Origin of the sequence: Lysinibacillus sp. NPDC096212 (genome assembly GCF_044763105.1) — a bacterium.
Taxonomy (GTDB): domain Bacteria; phylum Bacillota; class Bacilli; order Bacillales_A; family Planococcaceae; genus Lysinibacillus.
On sequence record NZ_JBIWFQ010000003.1, the window covers coordinates 1 to 17,721 of the forward strand.

The 17,721-nt window shown below is 36.9% G+C and carries 12 protein-coding genes; 7 read left to right on the forward strand and 5 right to left on the reverse strand.

Annotation, left to right across the window (positions count from 1 at the left end):
* The coding region (locus ACIQ7T_RS03395) for an acyl-CoA dehydrogenase family protein (RefSeq protein WP_402868648.1) at positions 1–357 on the reverse strand (357 nt) is incomplete at its 3' end.
* A gap of 311 nt (positions 358–668) precedes the next feature.
* On the opposite strand from ACIQ7T_RS03395, the gene rpoN reads away from it, so the two are divergent.
* The 7 genes from rpoN (at position 669) to ACIQ7T_RS03430 (ending at position 13,370) form a co-directional block, all read left to right on the forward strand.
* On the forward strand, positions 669–2,006 hold the full coding sequence (gene rpoN / locus ACIQ7T_RS03400; RefSeq protein ID WP_402868650.1) for an RNA polymerase factor sigma-54: 1,338 nt from the start codon (positions 669–671) through the stop codon (positions 2,004–2,006).
* A 615-nt stretch (positions 2,007–2,621) separates the two neighbouring features.
* Positions 2,622–4,037, forward strand: coding sequence for an amino acid permease (locus ACIQ7T_RS03405; RefSeq protein ID WP_370076191.1), 1,416 nt, complete (start codon positions 2,622–2,624; stop codon positions 4,035–4,037).
* Positions 4,038–4,199: 162 nt separating this feature from the next.
* Positions 4,200–5,846, forward strand: a complete 1,647-nt coding sequence (locus ACIQ7T_RS03410) for a sigma-54 interaction domain-containing protein (protein ID WP_402868653.1) — start codon at positions 4,200–4,202, stop codon at positions 5,844–5,846.
* Between the two features lie 487 nt (positions 5,847–6,333).
* A complete protein-coding gene (locus tag ACIQ7T_RS03415) occupies positions 6,334–7,662 on the forward strand; it encodes an aminotransferase family protein (RefSeq protein ID WP_370076187.1) in 1,329 nt (442 codons plus the stop codon).
* 38 nt (positions 7,663–7,700) lie between these two features.
* A complete protein-coding gene (locus tag ACIQ7T_RS03420; protein ID WP_370076185.1) occupies positions 7,701–9,098 on the forward strand; it encodes an aldehyde dehydrogenase family protein in 1,398 nt (465 codons plus the stop codon).
* Between the two features lie 244 nt (positions 9,099–9,342).
* Positions 9,343–11,367, forward strand: coding sequence for a hydantoinase/oxoprolinase family protein (locus ACIQ7T_RS03425; RefSeq protein WP_402868656.1), 2,025 nt, complete (start codon positions 9,343–9,345; stop codon positions 11,365–11,367).
* 23 nt (positions 11,368–11,390) lie between these two features.
* Positions 11,391–13,370: a hydantoinase B/oxoprolinase family protein gene (locus ACIQ7T_RS03430; protein WP_370076181.1), complete on the forward strand. Its 1,980-nt coding sequence runs from the start codon at positions 11,391–11,393 to the stop codon at positions 13,368–13,370.
* Positions 13,371–13,873: 503 nt separating this feature from the next.
* On the opposite strand, the gene ACIQ7T_RS03435 is transcribed toward ACIQ7T_RS03430, so the two are convergent.
* The 4 genes from ACIQ7T_RS03435 to ACIQ7T_RS03450 all read right to left on the reverse strand — a co-directional run bounded on the left by ACIQ7T_RS03435 (position 13,874) and on the right by ACIQ7T_RS03450 (position 17,474).
* Entirely contained in the window at positions 13,874–14,515 is a 642-nt protein-coding gene (locus tag ACIQ7T_RS03435) for a response regulator transcription factor (protein ID WP_370076179.1), read from the reverse strand.
* Between the two features lie 342 nt (positions 14,516–14,857).
* On the reverse strand, positions 14,858–15,979 hold the full coding sequence (gene solA / locus ACIQ7T_RS03440; RefSeq protein ID WP_402868658.1) for an N-methyl-L-tryptophan oxidase: 1,122 nt from the start codon (positions 15,977–15,979) through the stop codon (positions 14,858–14,860).
* Between the two features lie 177 nt (positions 15,980–16,156).
* Entirely contained in the window at positions 16,157–16,597 is a 441-nt protein-coding gene (locus tag ACIQ7T_RS03445) for a hypothetical protein (RefSeq protein ID WP_370076269.1), read from the reverse strand.
* 205 nt (positions 16,598–16,802) lie between these two features.
* Entirely contained in the window at positions 16,803–17,474 is a 672-nt protein-coding gene (locus ACIQ7T_RS03450; protein ID WP_402868660.1) for a CPBP family intramembrane glutamic endopeptidase, read from the reverse strand.
* Positions 17,475–17,721: the final 247 nt, after the last annotated feature.

Sequence of the window (17,721 nt, forward strand, 5' to 3'; positions counted from 1 at the left end):
TTTCGGTAAGAAATATTCTCGCTGCTCTTCTGTTCCATACCGTAAAAGAAGTGGTCCTGTTTGGCGATCAGCAAACCAATGTGCAGCAACCGGAGCACCAACAGCTAAAAATTCTTCCGTTAAAATGTATCGATCAATAGTACTCCTCTCTTGACCGCCATATTTTTTAGGCCAAGTTAAGCCAATCCAACCTTTTTGACCAATTAATTTAGAGAATTCAGGATCATCTCCACTTAGCCAAGAGTCACATTTAGGCGTGAAAGTTCCTTTTGCTAATTCATCCTGTAGAAACGTTCGAACATCTAAGCGGAATTGCTCTTGCTCTTGTGTAAATTGCACAGTTGGTACATGAAACATTTGATCACTCCTTAAATTTTACCGTAATGTGGTAACTGTTATTGTATATGTGTATTTTATGATGACTTATAACTGTAGTCAATTACTTTTTGGAATTATTTGAAAATTTTACGAGAATAGTGAGGAAGGTTCGTTGCTTATCACCAAAACTTGAGGTTGATTTCCGTTCCGCCTGAGGGGCGTCCGATGAGCTGCTCGCCCAAAAAGATGTTGGCTACACTATAATTTAAAAATAATATTCGATGAAAAAATGGAAAAACAGAGAATAAACATGTTACTATGTAGAAAATTACGTAATGGAGGTGTGGGATATGCAAATGGCTATCAAAACTTCCCAAAAAATAATGCAAGTGTTATCACCACAATTAGTACAGCATTTAGAAATTCTGCAATATTCAACAAATGAACTAGAAAAGTATATTTATGATAAGGCTAACGAAAATCCACTGTTAGTTGTCACGGATTCGACGGTGAAAATGCAATATGAGGAAATTATGCAATTAGCAAGTTATTCCGATAAGAGTTATTCTGCGCAATATTATGCACCACAACATCATTCATTTAATCCCATTGAGATGAAGTTTGCAGTAAAAGAAAGCTATGAGCAGTTTTTATTGGAACAAGTACCTATGCATAAAAATCTTTCTTCTGTAGATTTAAAAATCTTAACGTTTTTAATTCAATCGTTAGATGAACGTCTATTTTTAGATGTTGATGTAGAAATTGTCGCTGATAGATGTAATACAAATGTTTTGCATGTAGAGGCACTATTGGACTTACTTCAAACTTTTGAGCCAGTAGGAGTAGGGGCGCGTAATTACAAGGAATTTTTACTCATTCAGGTAGACAGTGATGCGCTTGCACCGAAATTAGCTTCTCGGTTTATCGAAGCGGATTTAGAGCTAGTGGCAGCACAAGCTATTAAACAATTAAGTAAAAAGTATAAGACGTCTCTACATGACGTGAAGAAAACTGTCAACTATATAAAAAATTTAAAACCAGTGATGACAGGAGATAAATTGGAAGCGATTCCATATGTCATTCCAGAAGTCGAAGTAGAAAAATTAGGAGAGGAATGGCTGATTAAATTAAATCGTGGATATTTACCAAGCGTCACTATCGATAAACATTATGTTGAAATGCTAAAGAATGATCCGAACTGTAAAACCTATTTTAAAGACACAATGAAAGATGCTCTTTTATTATTACAAGGAATCGAACAACGTGATAAAACACTGTACGAATTAGCTAGATTGCTAGTGGAATTGCAAGAAGATTTTTTCCATAAAGGCATTGAGGCATTAAAGCCTATGCGATTAAAAGATATAGCGGACATTTTAAGTCTACATGTATCAACGATTAGTCGGGCAGTGCGTGGAAAATATATAAAAACTTCCCATGGCGTATATGCTTTACAATCGTTATTTACAAAAGGAGTAATGAATATTTCTGGAAAAATGGATTCTCTTATGTATATTAAAAAGCGTCTCAAACAATTGATTGAGACAGAGGATAAACAAAAACCATTAACTGATCAGCAGCTTACAAATACTTTATGTGCTGAAGGTATCCAAATATCCAGACGGACAGTAGCGAAGTACAGGGAAGAGATGAATATTATGAGTTCATTTAATCGTGTATATGGATAGATGATGTAAATAAATTTTAATGATGTATTTTTGCATCAAAATTTGAAAAACGCATATGAAAAGATTCATAGATTTTTGTAAAGGCTCCTCACCTAACGTGAAGTTGATTTCCGTTCCGGCTGGGCGCTTTGTTGCTGTCGCTTCGCTTTCGCACAGATAAAACATTTGCCGCTGACGCTTCGCTTTCGCGCAGAGCAGAGCTTCCTGGAGGCGTCCGATGAGCCGCTTCGCTTCGCTGCAGGGTCTCGGGCCAACAACAGATGTCTTTTGCGCGAAAGCGTAGTGCTAACGAAGCATCAGCAGCACCGATGTTGGTCACGAAGGCGTTATCACAGGATGTGATGCTTTTAGCTTTCGTTCCTCTATCGCTAATCCCCAAGGAGTCGCCCAGCCTCCACTCCAATCAACAAAAATAACTATGTTTTATAAAATGTTATCAACAATTTTGGGTGATAAGACAATTTTTAAATAACAACAAAAGATGTACAGATTGATAATTTTTTGAAATTTTTAATAATTGAATAGGTTTGGCATCATAATTGCTCATTAAACGATAGACATTGAAATAGAAGAAAGGGGCTAGTAAATGTCTACATAACACAAAGGGGTGGTTTAATGGGGGCTTTGCAAAAATCATTGAAAACACGGCATATTACAATGATCTCCATTGGAGGGGTTATTGGTACAGGACTCTTCGTAGGGACAGGGAAAAATATTTTAAGTACCGGTCCTGCGGCGGTGATTTCATATGCGATTGCATGCATGCTCATAGTTCTGATCATGCAAATGGTTGGGGAAATGGCATCAGGAGAAATAGTATTAGGAAAGAAATCAGGAGGTTCGGCAGAGCTAGGCTCATTTGCTTCCTATGCTGGGAAATATATTGGCCCATGGGCAGGGTTTACAGTAGGGTGGCTTTATTGGGCAAGCTGGGTATTTATTGTGGGGTTAGAAGCGGCACTCATAGGGGGAATGCTGCATAATTGGTTCCCGATGATACCAACATGGCTCGGAAGCGTAGGTATAACATTATTGATGACAATTGTTAATATTTATTCAGTAAAATCATTTGGTGAATTTGAATATTGGTTGTCCTTCGTTAAAGTTACGGCAATTATTGTATTTTTAGTTGTTGGTATAGCTATGATTTTAGGAATTTGGCCAAATTATGAACCTAAGGGGTTAGGGATTTTAACGGAATTCGGTGGATTTGCTCCGAATGGTATTGTCCCAATTTTTACGGCAATTGTCTTTGTTATATTTTCGATTTGTGGTGCTGAGGTTGCAGCCATTGCGGCAGCAGAGTCTGAAAATCCAGCGAAAAATATTGTCCGCGCCATTCGCAACGTTGTCTTTCGATTAGGGTTATTTTTTGTAGGATCAGTAGCTATTATGGTTTTAATCATCCCTTGGAATGATTCAAAAATATTGTCCGCGCCTTATGCAAATATTTTAACGATGGCAGGGCTTCCAATTGCTGCTCAACTTATTCAAATCGTCATTTTTATTTCACTAATCTCAGTTTTAAATTCTGCTCTTTATACAAGTTCACGAATGTTACTTGAAATGTCGCGTCAAGGCGATGCACCAAAAATATTCTCGCAAATAAAAAATCGTCGAGGTGTGCCTGTACCAGCTGTTATTGGTAGTACAGTAGTAGCGTATATTTGTGCGATGCTTTACTTCATTTCACCTGAAGTCATTTTCTACTTTTTAGGTAATTGCGTTGGGGGATTAATGATTGCTGTTTATATTTTTATTGCTATTTCACAAATTCGTTTCCGCCGTTATTACGACAAAGTTTCAGATGAGCCATTATCGATTAGAATGTGGCTATTTCCATATTTATCGTATGTGACAATTGGTATTTTAACAGTCGTTTATTTATGCCAAGCTCTCATCGAATCCTTACGTTCACAATTCTATTTGAGTACATTTGTATTAATTGGCTCAGTTGTGTTGTTCATGATTATGCGAAAGCTGTCGACAAGACCAGCGGAGCAAATAGAGGAAAAGCTAGCATCAGAGTAGAATATTATAAAAATACAAAAAATTCGCGATATTTCTGCGAGATATCAAGCCATGAAAGAACTTAAAGGATACTTTAACCCTTTTAGGCTTCCAGATGCCCCGTAGAAAGAGCGAATTTTTTTGTATGAAAAAGCCTTTAAAGTTCAAGAGGGAGGGATCTAGTTGTCGATAACTCAACTACATAAAGAGGAACATTTTTTTATTGTAAAAAATGATGATGTAATGATTAAAAGTGATATCCAAATAGAGCTTCTTGAAAAAATAATGAAGAAATATAGTAAAGGAATAGAAACCTTTGATGTAGAAGGCTATTTTATTCACGTAATAGAGACTTCGCAAGGTAGCTTGTTTCATGTCAAACCATTCATGCAGTATAGCTATATAGACTTTATGAACCCGTTGTCAATTAAAGTGTTAAACTCCATATCCGATGGCGTTACAGTATGTGATAGCGATGGCAAAATTTTATTTCAAAATGATATTGATATCGAAATTGTTGGCATTGATTTAATGGGGAGATATGCAAAAGATGTCATCGCCGAAGGATTAATGAGTGATTCCATTTCGATGAAAGTAATTGAATCAAAAGAAAAAGTAACTATTTTGCAGACGTTCATTAATGGCAAATGCTTTTTAGTTTCAGGTAAACCGATATTTGATGAATACGGCGAATTACAATATGTAGTTGCTATTACTCGTGATATGACACAATTAAAACTGTTAGAGAAAGAAGTAAAAAAATTAGAAGTTCAAAACGAGAATTTTAAAAATAAGCTACATGCCTTACATAATAAAGAAAACACAAAAAGTAGTTTAATTGCTGTATCTTCAGCAATGATGCAGGTTGTAGAGCGTGTTATGAGAGTTGCAGAGGTAGATTCTACTGTATTAATTGGTGGTGAATCGGGCGTAGGTAAAGAAGAGATAACAAAGCTTATTCACGCAAATAGCCGCCGTCATGATCAGCAAATTTTAACGATTAACTGTAGTGCAATCCCTGAGAATTTGTTAGAATCTGAACTTTTCGGCTATGAAGCAGGAGCCTTTACGGGAGCGTCAAGAGGTGGTAAGGCAGGGTTATTTGAGATTTCGTCAGGTGGTACAGTGTTTTTAGATGAGATTGGAGAGATGTCCGTATTACTACAGGCGAAATTATTACGTGTACTCCAAGAATCAGAGGTTCAGCGTCTAGGTAGTGGAAAGCCTATTCCTATAGATGTACGTATAATCGCTGCGACAAACCGAAATTTGGCAGAAATGGTGTGGCAAGGTAATTTTCGAGAGGATTTATATTATCGTTTAAATATTATCCCGATTGAAATTCCTCCTTTAAGACATCGTCGCCAAGATATCATCCCACTAGTCAACCATTTTTTGGCTATTGTTGAAGAAAAATATGGGATCCATCGGACAATTGAGTCATCTGCAATGAAAATTTTAGAATCTTATGATTGGCCAGGCAATGTACGTCAACTTAAAAATATGGTGGAGCGTATTTGCTTACTAGCAACGCAGCCAGAAATAACAGCATTAATTGTGCAACAAGAGTTAGATAGTAACCCAACTATTATACGTGATCTGGAAAATCCAATAGAACTACAAAGCATCCAGGAACAGGTTGTAACTCCGAGGTTCAGTGGTACTTTAAAGGAGCAAGTAGCTGCGTTTGAAAAGCAGATTATTAAAGAAGCTCTATCTAAATATCCAAGTATTAGGCAAGCTGCTAAATCACTTGGCTGTGATCAGTCAACATTAGTACGTAAAATACAAAAATTCCAATTAACGAAACAAATTTCATATGAGGATTAGTGATGTATTTTTGCATCAAAATTTCATTCATGCACAATAAGTTGCAACATTGCAATACTCGCTAATAAATACAAAGAAAATGATGGAATGCCATTAATATTTTAATTTAATTGATGTAGAAGAAAAGGGACATTTTCAAACAAGAAAGCGTCCCTTTTCCTTTTTGAGTAGTTTTTGTGAAGCAGCAATAACGATTCACCACTAAAATTTTAGGATATTATTTGTTAAAACGTACGCCATGTATATAAGTTGATTGGAGTGGAGGCTGGGCGACTCCTTGGGGATTAGCGTCACAGATGAGACCCTGCAGCGCAGCGAAGCGGCTCATCGGACGCCCCCAGGAAAGCGCCCAGCCGGAACGGAAATCAATCACACATTATGAAAATGTAGCAATATTTTTTCGTTAAAAAAATTTTTTTCATCAGTTGGCATGAGAATTGCTACTAAAAAAATGAATGAAATTTTAAACGAAAAGAGGTTGGTATTTATGACAGTTCAACTAAAAGAAGAGTTAAAGACGTTAGATCAAAAACATTTTCTACACCCAACAACATCGATTGAGCAACAACAAACACAAGGGCCAGCAGCCATTTTTACAGAGGGCAATGGCATTTATTTAAAAGATATAGAAGGAAATATCTACATTGATGGGATGTCTTCTTTATGGAATGTAAATATTGGGCATGGTCGTAAAGAAATTGCCGAAGTGGCGAAGGAGCAAATTTCTACATTAGCATTTAGTTCCTGCTTCGCATCGTTTAGCAATGAACCGGCTATTCGTTTAGCGACGAAAATTGCTTCTTTAACTCCTGGAGACTTAAACACTGTATTTTTCACTTCTGGAGGTTCAGAATCGAACGATACAGCAATTAAATTAGCACGTCATTACTGGTTACTAAAAGGACAGCCAGAGCGCCAAAAAATTATTTCACGTACCCATTCATACCACGGTGTAGCAATGGGTGCTACAAATGCGACAGGTTTACAGGCATTTCGTGACTTTACGAATTCGCACGCACCTGATTTCCACTATGTATACAGCGAATCCGTACGTAATTTACGTGAAACGATTGAAGCGTTAGGTCCTGAGACTGTGGCAGCATTTATTTCTGAGCCTGTACAAGGTGCAGGTGGGGTTAATATTCCACAAAAAGATTACTTTAAAGAAGTGCGAAAAATTTGTGATGAGTACGGTATTTTATTCATTGCAGATGAAGTCATTACCGGGTTTGGTCGTACAGGTAAATTTTTCGGTATGGAACATTACGGGGTAGTGCCAGATATGATGTCATTCGCTAAAGGAGTATCGAGTGGTTATGTTCAACTTGGTGGTGTGGCGATATCCGAAAAGCTGCATCAAGATCTTTGTGAACTTTCTAAAGGGACATTAATGCACGGATATACTTACAGCGGTCATGCACTCGCTTGTCAAGTTGGGTTGAAAAATATAGAAATCCTTGAGCGTGAAAATCTCGTTGAAAATGCTGCAAAGATGGGCGATGCCATGTTAGAAGGATTCCGAGCACTGCAAGAAAAATATAGTTTTATCGGACGCGTGCGTACTCTTGGATTACTTGGAGCCATTGAATTAGTAAAGAGCCGTGAGACGGGTGAATTGTTTGAGTCTCCTCTTAGTCCAATTTTTGTACAAGAAACGATGAAACGAGGATTGATTCTACGAACAGTTACGTATGATCAAGATACAGTTGTTTTTTCTCCACCTCTCATTCTATCAAAAGTAGAGCTAGATGAAATGTTACGTATTTTAGACGAGACATTTGAGCATATACGTAAAACAATTGTTGAAAAAGAGTAATGTCAACGTAAAAATTCATAATTTGAAGGAGGAGTTTTATGACAACTATCGTTAGAGAAATACGAGAACAATTTAATCCAGCGAAACCATCTCAATGTATTGGCAAAGTTGAGCTTTTGACTATAGATGAAACGAAAGACGTTATCGTTGCAGCTCAGGAAGCATTTGAAGGTTGGAAAAATACGTCTTCTGTTGCGCGTGGAGAAATTTTACGCGTGACAGCAGACTTGCTTGAGAAAAATATTGATAGAGTAGCTGAAATAGCTTCGAGTGAAATGGGTAAAACGAAAAATGAAATGCTTGGTGAAGTTAAACGTGGCGCTTCCATTTTACGTTATTTTGCACAAGAAGGAATGCGGGCAACAGGTGAAGTGTTACCTTCTGCCAATGAAGCGAAATTATTGTACACAATACGGGTACCACTTGGTGTCGTTGCTGCCATAACTCCTTGGAATTTCCCTGTAGCTATTCCTCTATGGAAAATTGCACCTGCATTAGTGTACGGCAATACGGTTGTTTGGAAGCCTTCTATTGAAAGCGCTTTAACTGGTGAATTGATTGGAGAACTATTTCAACAAGCAGGTTTACCAAAAAACGTATTAAATGTCGTACAAGGTCGCGGTTCAAAGGTGGGGCAGGTATTATTGGAGGCATCAGAAGTAAAGGCGATTACATTTACAGGCTCAAATAGTGTAGGGCAAAGTATTTTAGATACTGCTGGATCGACTAATAAAAAAATTCAGCTTGAACTTGGAGGGAAAAATGCAGCGATCATTTTAGCTGATGCCAATATCAATCAAGCTGCAAAACTAACGATTGATGGTGCAATGAAGCAGACTGGACAGCGTTGTACAGCAACTAGTCGAGTTTACATTGAGGAAGCGGTTTATGAAAAGGTAGTAGAGCAGTTAATTGAGGAAGCCAAAAAAATTGAAGTTGGTGTCACGATGGGACCTGTGTCATCTAAAGGACAATATGATTCCATATTATCCGCCATTGAGAAAGCAAAAGTTGAGGGAGCAGAGCTAGTATTTGGCGGTGGTCCTACAAAAGGTATATTAGAAGGATACTATATTGACCCAACAATTTTTACGAATGTAACTCATGAGATGTCGATTGCCCATGAAGAGATTTTTGGACCAGTTTTAGCGGTCATCAAAGTAAAAGATTATGAAGAAGCGATTCGATTATCGAATGATTCTAATTTTGGATTGAGTGCTTCTATTTATACTAATAACATTCCGAAAGCATTTGATTTTATTAACCGTAGTGAAGTAGGACTTGTGCAGGTTAATGATGAAACAGGTGGAGCAGAGCCTCAAGCACCGTTTGGAGGAATGAAAAACTCAAGTACCGGTGCCCGTGAACAGGGGCAGGCAGCGAAAGAGTTCTTTACAACGTTTAAAACAATTACGATTAGCACAAAAAGTGAGTAAAAAGTTTATCATGCAAGAAATTTAAAATAGAAGACAAAAAAATAAATGTCACATATGCCTCGGTGTAATGACCCAGATTTTTCTTGAATTGTACGCGATAACATAAAAAAATCTGGGGCATCCGCTCGAGGCATTAACTTTATACTCAAAAATACGTTTTGATGAAAGCAAAGTAACACGATGTGAACAACCGCAAAGGCGTTTTTGCCTTTTTAAAATTTATTAAACGAAAGAAGGTAGAGCTATGGCACAAAGTCGTTTAGCAATTGATGTCGGTGGAACGTTTACGGATGTATTTGTTTTTAATGAAGAGACGGGAGAAGTATTTGTTACAAAAACGTCGTCTACACCTTCAAATCCAGAGCAAGGAATTTTAAATGGAGTAGCAAAAGCAGAATTAAATGGCAAGGATATTAAAATTTTTTCTCATGGTACAACAGTTGGAACGAATGCGTTAATTGAGCGCAAGCTGCCAAAAACTGCTCTTATTACGACAAAGGGCTTTAGAGATGTCATCGAAATCCGACGAGGAACGAAAGAAGATATTTGGGATACGTATAAAGATACTGCGAGGCCCTATATTCAACGACGTGATCGATTTGAAGTGACAGAACGAATAGATTATGAAGGAAATATTCTTCAAGCTATTGATGAAGAGGAAATTCGTTTATTAGCAAAAAAATTAAAACGTCGAGGAACAGAATCCATTGCCGTGAGTTTCATTAATGCCTATGTGAACGGGGAAAATGAGGCGAAAGTCAAAGGGATTTTAAAAGAGGAATTACCGGATGTCTATGTTTGTATTTCCAGCGAGGTGCTTCCGGAAATTTTTGAGCATGAGCGTATGAGTACAACTATTATCAATGCAGTTCTTGGACCAATTATGAGTAATTACATTAGTAAGTTAAGCACTGAAATGCAGAAAAAAGGTTATGACGATGAAATATTAGTTTTACATTCTGGTGGAGGTGTTATGACTTCAAGTACAGTACCCCGCTATGCTGCTAGATTGGCAAGTTCCGGGATAGCTGCTGGAGCAATTGCAAGTAAGCATATCGCAAAGTTATGCGGATTTGACAATGCAATCGGCTTAGATATGGGTGGTACAAGTACTGATATTTCACTGATGTATAAGGGAGATATTCGAATCACAAAGGATTGGTCGATAGAATATGGCTATCCAATTGGTTTCCCTAGCATTGAAATATTAACAATAGGAGCCGGTGGAGGTAGCCTCGCCTGGAAAGATGAAGGCGGTTCTTTACGAAATGGACCACAAAGTGCAGGGGCAGTACCAGGTCCAGCTTGCTATGGCCGAGGAGGCACTGAGCCCACTAACTCAGATGCAAATTTAGTGTTAGGACGTCTAGGTGTGGATTTGTTAGATGGAACGATGCAGTTAAACAAAGAGGCAGCTAGTGAGGCTGTGAACAAAATCGCCAATGCATTCGATCAAACGGTTGAGGAAGCGGCAAGTGCCATTATAGAAGTTGCAAATGCCAATATGAGTGATGCAGTTCGATTAATATCAGTACGGAGAGGCTATGATCCCCGTGATTTCGCGCTTGTAGCTTTTGGTGGTGCGGGACCATTACACGGAGCCTATTTGGCAAAAGATTTAAATATCCCAAAAGTCATTATTCCTACGCATCCAGGTGTTGCAGCAGCAATGGGGTGCCTACTTGTAGATGTGCGCCATGATATTTCTAAAACGTATGTAAAAAAACTAGATGAAGTAAGTGTAGAGGAACTGACAAATCAATTTAGTGAATTGCGGGAAGAAGCAAGAGAATTATTAGATGAGGAAGGAATAGCAGAGAACACATCGTCATTAACGAATTATATAGATCTTCGTTATAAGGGACAATGGAGATCTCTTGCTGTTCTCGTATCCGATCAATTCACTTCCTTAGATGCTATTTTGGAAGCGTTCCATCAAGAACATGAACGAGAATTTGCATTTTCTGATAAGGATCAAGCTATAGAAATATTTGGCTTACGTGTAACAGCTATAGGCACAGTACCAAAACCTAATTTCCCTCAATATGTTTCTGAAGGTTCACTTGAAGATGCTTTTAAAGAAACACGTCCTGTTTATTTTGAGGGTAAATATATTGAAACAAACGTATATAATCGCGATAAAATACCCGTTTATACACAATTTGCTGGTCCTGCCATTATCGATCAGCTAGATACGACGACTGTTATTCCACCAGGGTTTACTGCGGAAGTAGATGCCTATAAAAATATTATTATCACGGTGAACTAATACGCGATAAGGAGGAATTGGCTATGAGTACAACGAAATTGGAGACACATCATAAGGTCCAAAATCTAGACCCAGTAACATTTGAAGTGTTAAAAAACGGTTTTGTGAATTTAGTCGATCAAATGGCTGAACAAATGCTACGTACATGTTATTCGTTTGTCATTTATAATCGAGACTTTAGCTGTGCATTATGTGATGCACAGGGGAATACCGTTATGCAAGGTACGCAAGATATTTCCGTACATGTAGGGACATTACATTTAACTGCAAAAGCTGTTTTAGAGGATTTCGCTGATGACATTCATCCAGGTGATGTATTTTTAGTAAATGATCCTTATCGTGGAGGAACACATTTCAGTGATGTACGTGTAATTTCACCAGTGTTCCATGATGATAAACTGATTGCACTTATGCAAACAAATGGTCACTGGGCAGATGTCGGTGGCTCTAATCCAGGTTCCTTTGATATTACAGCTAAGGAACACTACGGGGAAGGGCTTCGTATCCCACCTGTCCGCATTTATAGTAAAGGTCAATATTTAACAGATGTTGTGAAGATTATTGTCATGAATATGCGCATTCCAGAAGAACGTATAGGAGATTTAAGGTCTCAAGTGGAAGCGGCAAAAGTTGGAGAGAAACAGCTCCAAGAAATGATTGAAAAGTACGGCATTCATACAGTGCTAGTAGCCTTTGAAGAAGTTCAAAACTATGTAGAGAGATTAATGCGAGCGAAAATTAAAGCTTTACCAAAAGGACAATGGGAAACAGTGGACTATATCGATATGGATCCGCAAGTAGGAGATGGCCTCATCCCGATTCGTGTGAAAATGACCATTACGGAGGATGAAATAGCTTATGATTTAAGCGATTCACATCCTTATATTAGCTGTTTTTTAAATGCAGGCTTTGGCTCAGCACTTTCTGGCACTTATGCAGGAACCAAAACATTTTTCCCGGATATTCCGCTGAACTCAGGATTTTATCGTGTTGTGAAAATATTTCTTCCTGAAAACTCTGTCGTCAATGCACCTAGCCCAGTAGCTGTCTCTGGCTATTGTTCAGGCGCGTTTGAAAAAATTATGAATGCCTGCTTCGAATTATGGTCGAATATTATGCCTGAACGCGCGATCGCATGTTCATTTAATTTAGAGTATTTATTAATAGGTGGATATGATCAGCGGAGAGATAGTAGTGAATATTTTATGTGGTATGACTGGATGGCTGGTGGTCATGGTGGACGTATTGACCGTGATGGCGCGAATACAACCTCACCAGTGTTCGGGGTAGGTTTGAGTGTTCAGCCGTGTGAAGGGCAAGAGCGTTTGTCCCCAGTTGTTACAACGAAGCATGAAATAATGATAGATTCAGCTGGTCCAGGTAAATACCGTGGCGGCTGTGGTGTAGAAAAGGGAGGCGTTTTAACGAATGTAAACCAAACAGTGATGTCCTATTGCTGTGATCGTTCTCGCTCCATTACATGGGGTATTATGGGCGGCCTACCTTCTATCGCGCAGGGAGCAATTTTAAATCCAAATAAAGAGGATGAAAAATTTTTAGGCACGATTTTCTCCAATGTCGAGTTGAAGAATGGAGATTCCTTTACACGTCCCTCAGCAGGAGGTGGTGGCTTAGGTGACCCATTAGCACGAGATGTAAACGCTGTTTTAGAGGACGTGATAGATGAATATGTTTCGCTTGAGCGAGCAAAACTTGATTATGGCGTAGTCATCCATGAAATTGACCGTGATATAGATGCCTTCGAAATTGATATGGCTGCAACATTAAAAGAACGCGATTATATTCGAAAAAATCGTCATAAATGGCTGGAAACAGATCCAATAGAAGTTGAGCAGATGTATAACAAAGGAGAAATTAATCAAATGGATGTTGTTCGAAAATATGGTGTCATTATGGATTATCAAACAAATACAGCATTGCCAATCTCCACAGAGCAATACCGAGAAGCGATGAAGAAACGCTCTTTAGCATATTGGGGATAATTAAACCGTTCTAGCGCAATTTGATTGAGTAAAATAAATAAGAGAGTAGTTCACACTACTCTCTCTGCGAAATAAAGGTATACAAATTTTTAATATCCAGTAATGCATATACTTATTATTACATAACTTAAAAAATCTAAAGTTAAGGAGTTGTTGTTTATTATTCCAGTATTACTTGAAACTTTTTGAATTATCAATGTAAGAAACATAGCTAATCCAATCACTATAAGCTTACGGAGCAACCTTTCGAGTTATGAATTTTTTCTATAGGTAAGACAAACTTTTGTGTACCCCAAAGCAACATAAAGTGGTGGTATATTTTTTATTATTTAGTCAAATATAAACCCAAATTTTTTACCAATGACTTTTATTCATTCTATCATGATTGTACTTCATAACCACAAATAAACCACAATATGACCACAAGATTTTTGATGGTTAGCACTGTATTTTTTTGCGGTTTTATGAATAGAAAAGTCAGTTGATCATTCGATTACTTATTTTTATAACAAGCCTATTTTTCTGATTTTTTCAACAGCTTCTATTCTTGAATATACTTGTAGTTTTTTGAAAATCTTTGTTAAACGATATTCGACTGTACGCAAACTAACAAATAAATTTTCTGCTATTTGTTTATTTGTCTTACCAGCAGCCACTAATTTAAGCACTGCTAGTTCATTTTTTTTGAGGTCATATTGAATGAACTGATTCATTATTTCCATTTTGTTCTTTTGGCTTTCTACTAGTTTTAATTGTCGTAATAATTTCACTGGTATCATGGCATTCCCATCTAGAGCGGAGCGTATTGCCATAATAAGATTTTCCTTAGAGGCTGTTTTGCTAACAAAGCTAGAAACATCTGATTCTATTAAAATATTGAAAAAAGGTTCAATGTCGTAGCCTGTGTAGATAATTTTAATTGCTTCAGCATTTAATTGTTCCACTTTTTTTACTAATCCTTGATCATTTAAAAAGGGCATGTTTACATCAAATAAAAATATATCAAATGTTTGTTGGGAGAGGGCATTCAAAGTTTCCTCACCAGTTCTTACAACTGTGACATGGAAATCTACCTCTTGTTCTAATAATAATTTTATACCTTCTCCAACAGCTTCATGATTGTCCACTACTAAAATATTTATCAACTTATTACCCTCCCTTAATCAAAATGGACTATTTTTTATGAAATGTTATTTATAATGCATTATACCCAATTTTAGTCTCGAAAGGGATACAATCCATACATAGATTTAAAGAGGGAAGTGTTTTATATACTGAAAACGGAATATTTCAAGGTACTTAAAAGAGAAGGGTGTATAAATTGTAGATAATTGAGAGGGTTATTATGTAATGCAGAAAGGGTAAAGCGACTTAGACTTTACAACAGCAGATTTTTTGCTTCTATATATAGCTCCGTTTTATTTAGTTCTTAAGAAAAAGGAATTTGTCTTCACTAACTATTGAGACAAATTCCTTTGGATATTTTTTTATTTCGTAAAACGATTTAGTTTAAATAGAGACAAGTCCTGTTTACTCTTTCCTTGTAGGGTAAGATCAGCTAAAACTTCACCAACCGCGCTACTAAACTTAAAACCATGTCCTGAGAAGCCCGCTGCAATGACAATATTTCGATGCTCAGGTAAAAAATCAATAATGAAATCTTCATCTGGAGTCATCGAATATTTACATGTTTTTCCGAATTTCAATGCACCATGCTGAGGCATAAAACGATCGATAAAGTTTTGTAAGTCTATTGTATCCTGTTCGTCGAATGGGCGTAGCGGATCATTTGGATTGATAGCCTCACCGCCATCATGTCTGCCAAGTTTTAGGCCAGCTCCATCAATACTGGGAAAACCATAGTACATAGAATCGGTAAATTCAAAACAATAGGCCGGGAAAATATCTTCACAATAAAGCTGTTCCTCTGCCTCAAACCATGCAAATGTTTTTCGCGTCGGTGTAACAGGAATGGCGATGTCCATTGTTTGTAGTAACTCAGTTGCCCAAGCACCAGCTGTCACAATTAAATGTTTAGCCTCGTATATATTATTTGCTGTTTGAACACGTACAATGTCTCCAGCTTTGATGTTCTGCACTTTTTCATTTGTATGTAAGGTTGCTCCTGCCTCAAGGGCTAATTTTTTATAAGCGTTAATGCAGGCTTCAACACGAAGGACACCAGCAGTAGGCTCAAAGCAAGCAACAAAGTTTTCAGGTAAGGCTAATCCAGGCCATTTCGCCATTGCCTCGGTCGCAGAATACTGTTCTAATGTTAAATCATAGAGCTCTGCACTAGTTTTTACATTTTGAATAAAAGAATGGGTTTCTTCACCGACATTTATTACGCCTGTTTGTAAGAATAAGGCTTCATCCGTTAACGTTTCAAGCTCTTTCCATAACTCACCCGCTCTTTTGACAAAAGGTACATAGCTAGCTCCTTCACCATACGCAAAGCGAATAATTCTAGTTTCTCCATGATGACTACCTTCTTCGTGAGGTGGGTTAAAGGCATCAAGCATCAAGACATTTTTGCCTGCTTTCGCTAAATTATAGCCTGCAGCCATCCCCATCGATCCTGCACCAATTACAATTACGTCGTATATCATTTTAATCCCTACTTTTTTGCTCTAGTATAACAAAATAAAAGAGGGTGGGACAGAAATTTCTGAAAATATTTTAAATAAAGGCTGTTTTCGTAAAGATTGTTGCTATTCAACTAACTGCTTCTATTTTAGTTGAAGAAGATAGTATTTGGGTTTATTTTTGTTCATCAAACTATAAAATTAATCTTTTTCAACTGTATATCTAACTTGTTTAAAGGTTACTATATCTCCATCTTCAGTATCATCTATAGTTTGCCAAAGTTGAACTTTGGGCTTGTAGTCCGTCCTATGAGCATCTTTGATATCCATAATATTAAGTTTGTAGGATTCATCATTTTTTATTTTTTGTTCAAATACTGTTTTATTGGCAACATTAATAAAGGTTACTTTATTTTCATCAATTCCCTCAGTCATAAATTCTAATTGATTATCTTTTGTTGTAATCTTTGGTGTTAATAATTCAATACTTCCGTTTCCAGTTTCTCGTTTAATAGCAATTTCAATATTGGGATCTTCTATTATATCTGAACATCCGGATAATGTGATACCAGCGAATAGAATAGAACTTAATCCAATTATCTTTTTCAAAAACACCCCTCCTTTTAAGGATGATTGTAACATGAATGGTAAAATAGGGAAAATTATAAGTGGTGTGAGAGGCTTCTTCAATGTAGTGTAGTGCTTTAGTTGAAGAAGGTAGCCAATCGAGAAGCAACAACCTTTGAGAAAACAGCCTTAACTAAAGAACCCTTAATTAAAAAAGCGTCTCAACTTACTTTTAGAAGGGCCCAGTTACGTGAATAAAATTTATTACTTGTTTTATTCATTAAATAATGGTTACGAAAAAGTTGTGAAATGCGTGCAATATAATAACCGACCATATTGAACCGGTCTTTTTGTACACAAACCCAAAGAGTAAGCCGAGAAAAAGAACATATAAATGCGTCCCAAAATGAAAGATTTTTTCATCGTAAATCCAAATTGGATAGTGAACCACTAAAAATAATAAAGCTGTAATAATATTTGCTTTCCAAAAAGTCATTTTTTTATTAATCTCTTGTAAAATCAATCCCCTAAAAACAATTTCTTCGGCAAGCCCTGCCATAAGGAAACCATTAAGGTAATCGTCAAAGGATAATGAAAAATGAAATGATTGCTGATTAATTATATAAGTTTCCGAAGTAAAATATAAGCCAACTAACAGTGAAAGAATTACTCCCCAAAATAAACCTTTCTTAACATTAACGTTCATTTTTAAGTAGTCAAATGGATTAGTATGTAAATAATATTTTATGTATAACGAAGTTGGAACAATCCAAACGAAACCTTTAACCAATGCCTCTAATAATGGCGAGATTATTTCACCGAACGAATAAATGTATTCGATTAACCATAATTCTTTGATTGACCATACAAAGTAAAAAATGAGTAGAAACCCTATCATTGTTTTTACATCATTATTTTTCACTTTATTTTCAAAACTTAATTTCAATGCCATTTATACCTCCAAAATACAATGCTTTATTACGATTATACCTAATTATTGAAGTTCAGTATAGATTTAGAAACCCTATTTTGATTTGAAAAAAGATATTAATCCCGAATTTTCTTCTTATGTTTTTGATAGCAGGGAGTTGGAGCAGGGAGATACGTGGTGGTAATAATTTACGGTACCGGACTAAAGGGCGAACCTTTGAAAGCAACAATCTTTGAGAAAACAGCCTAAATAAAAAATGCACAATCTC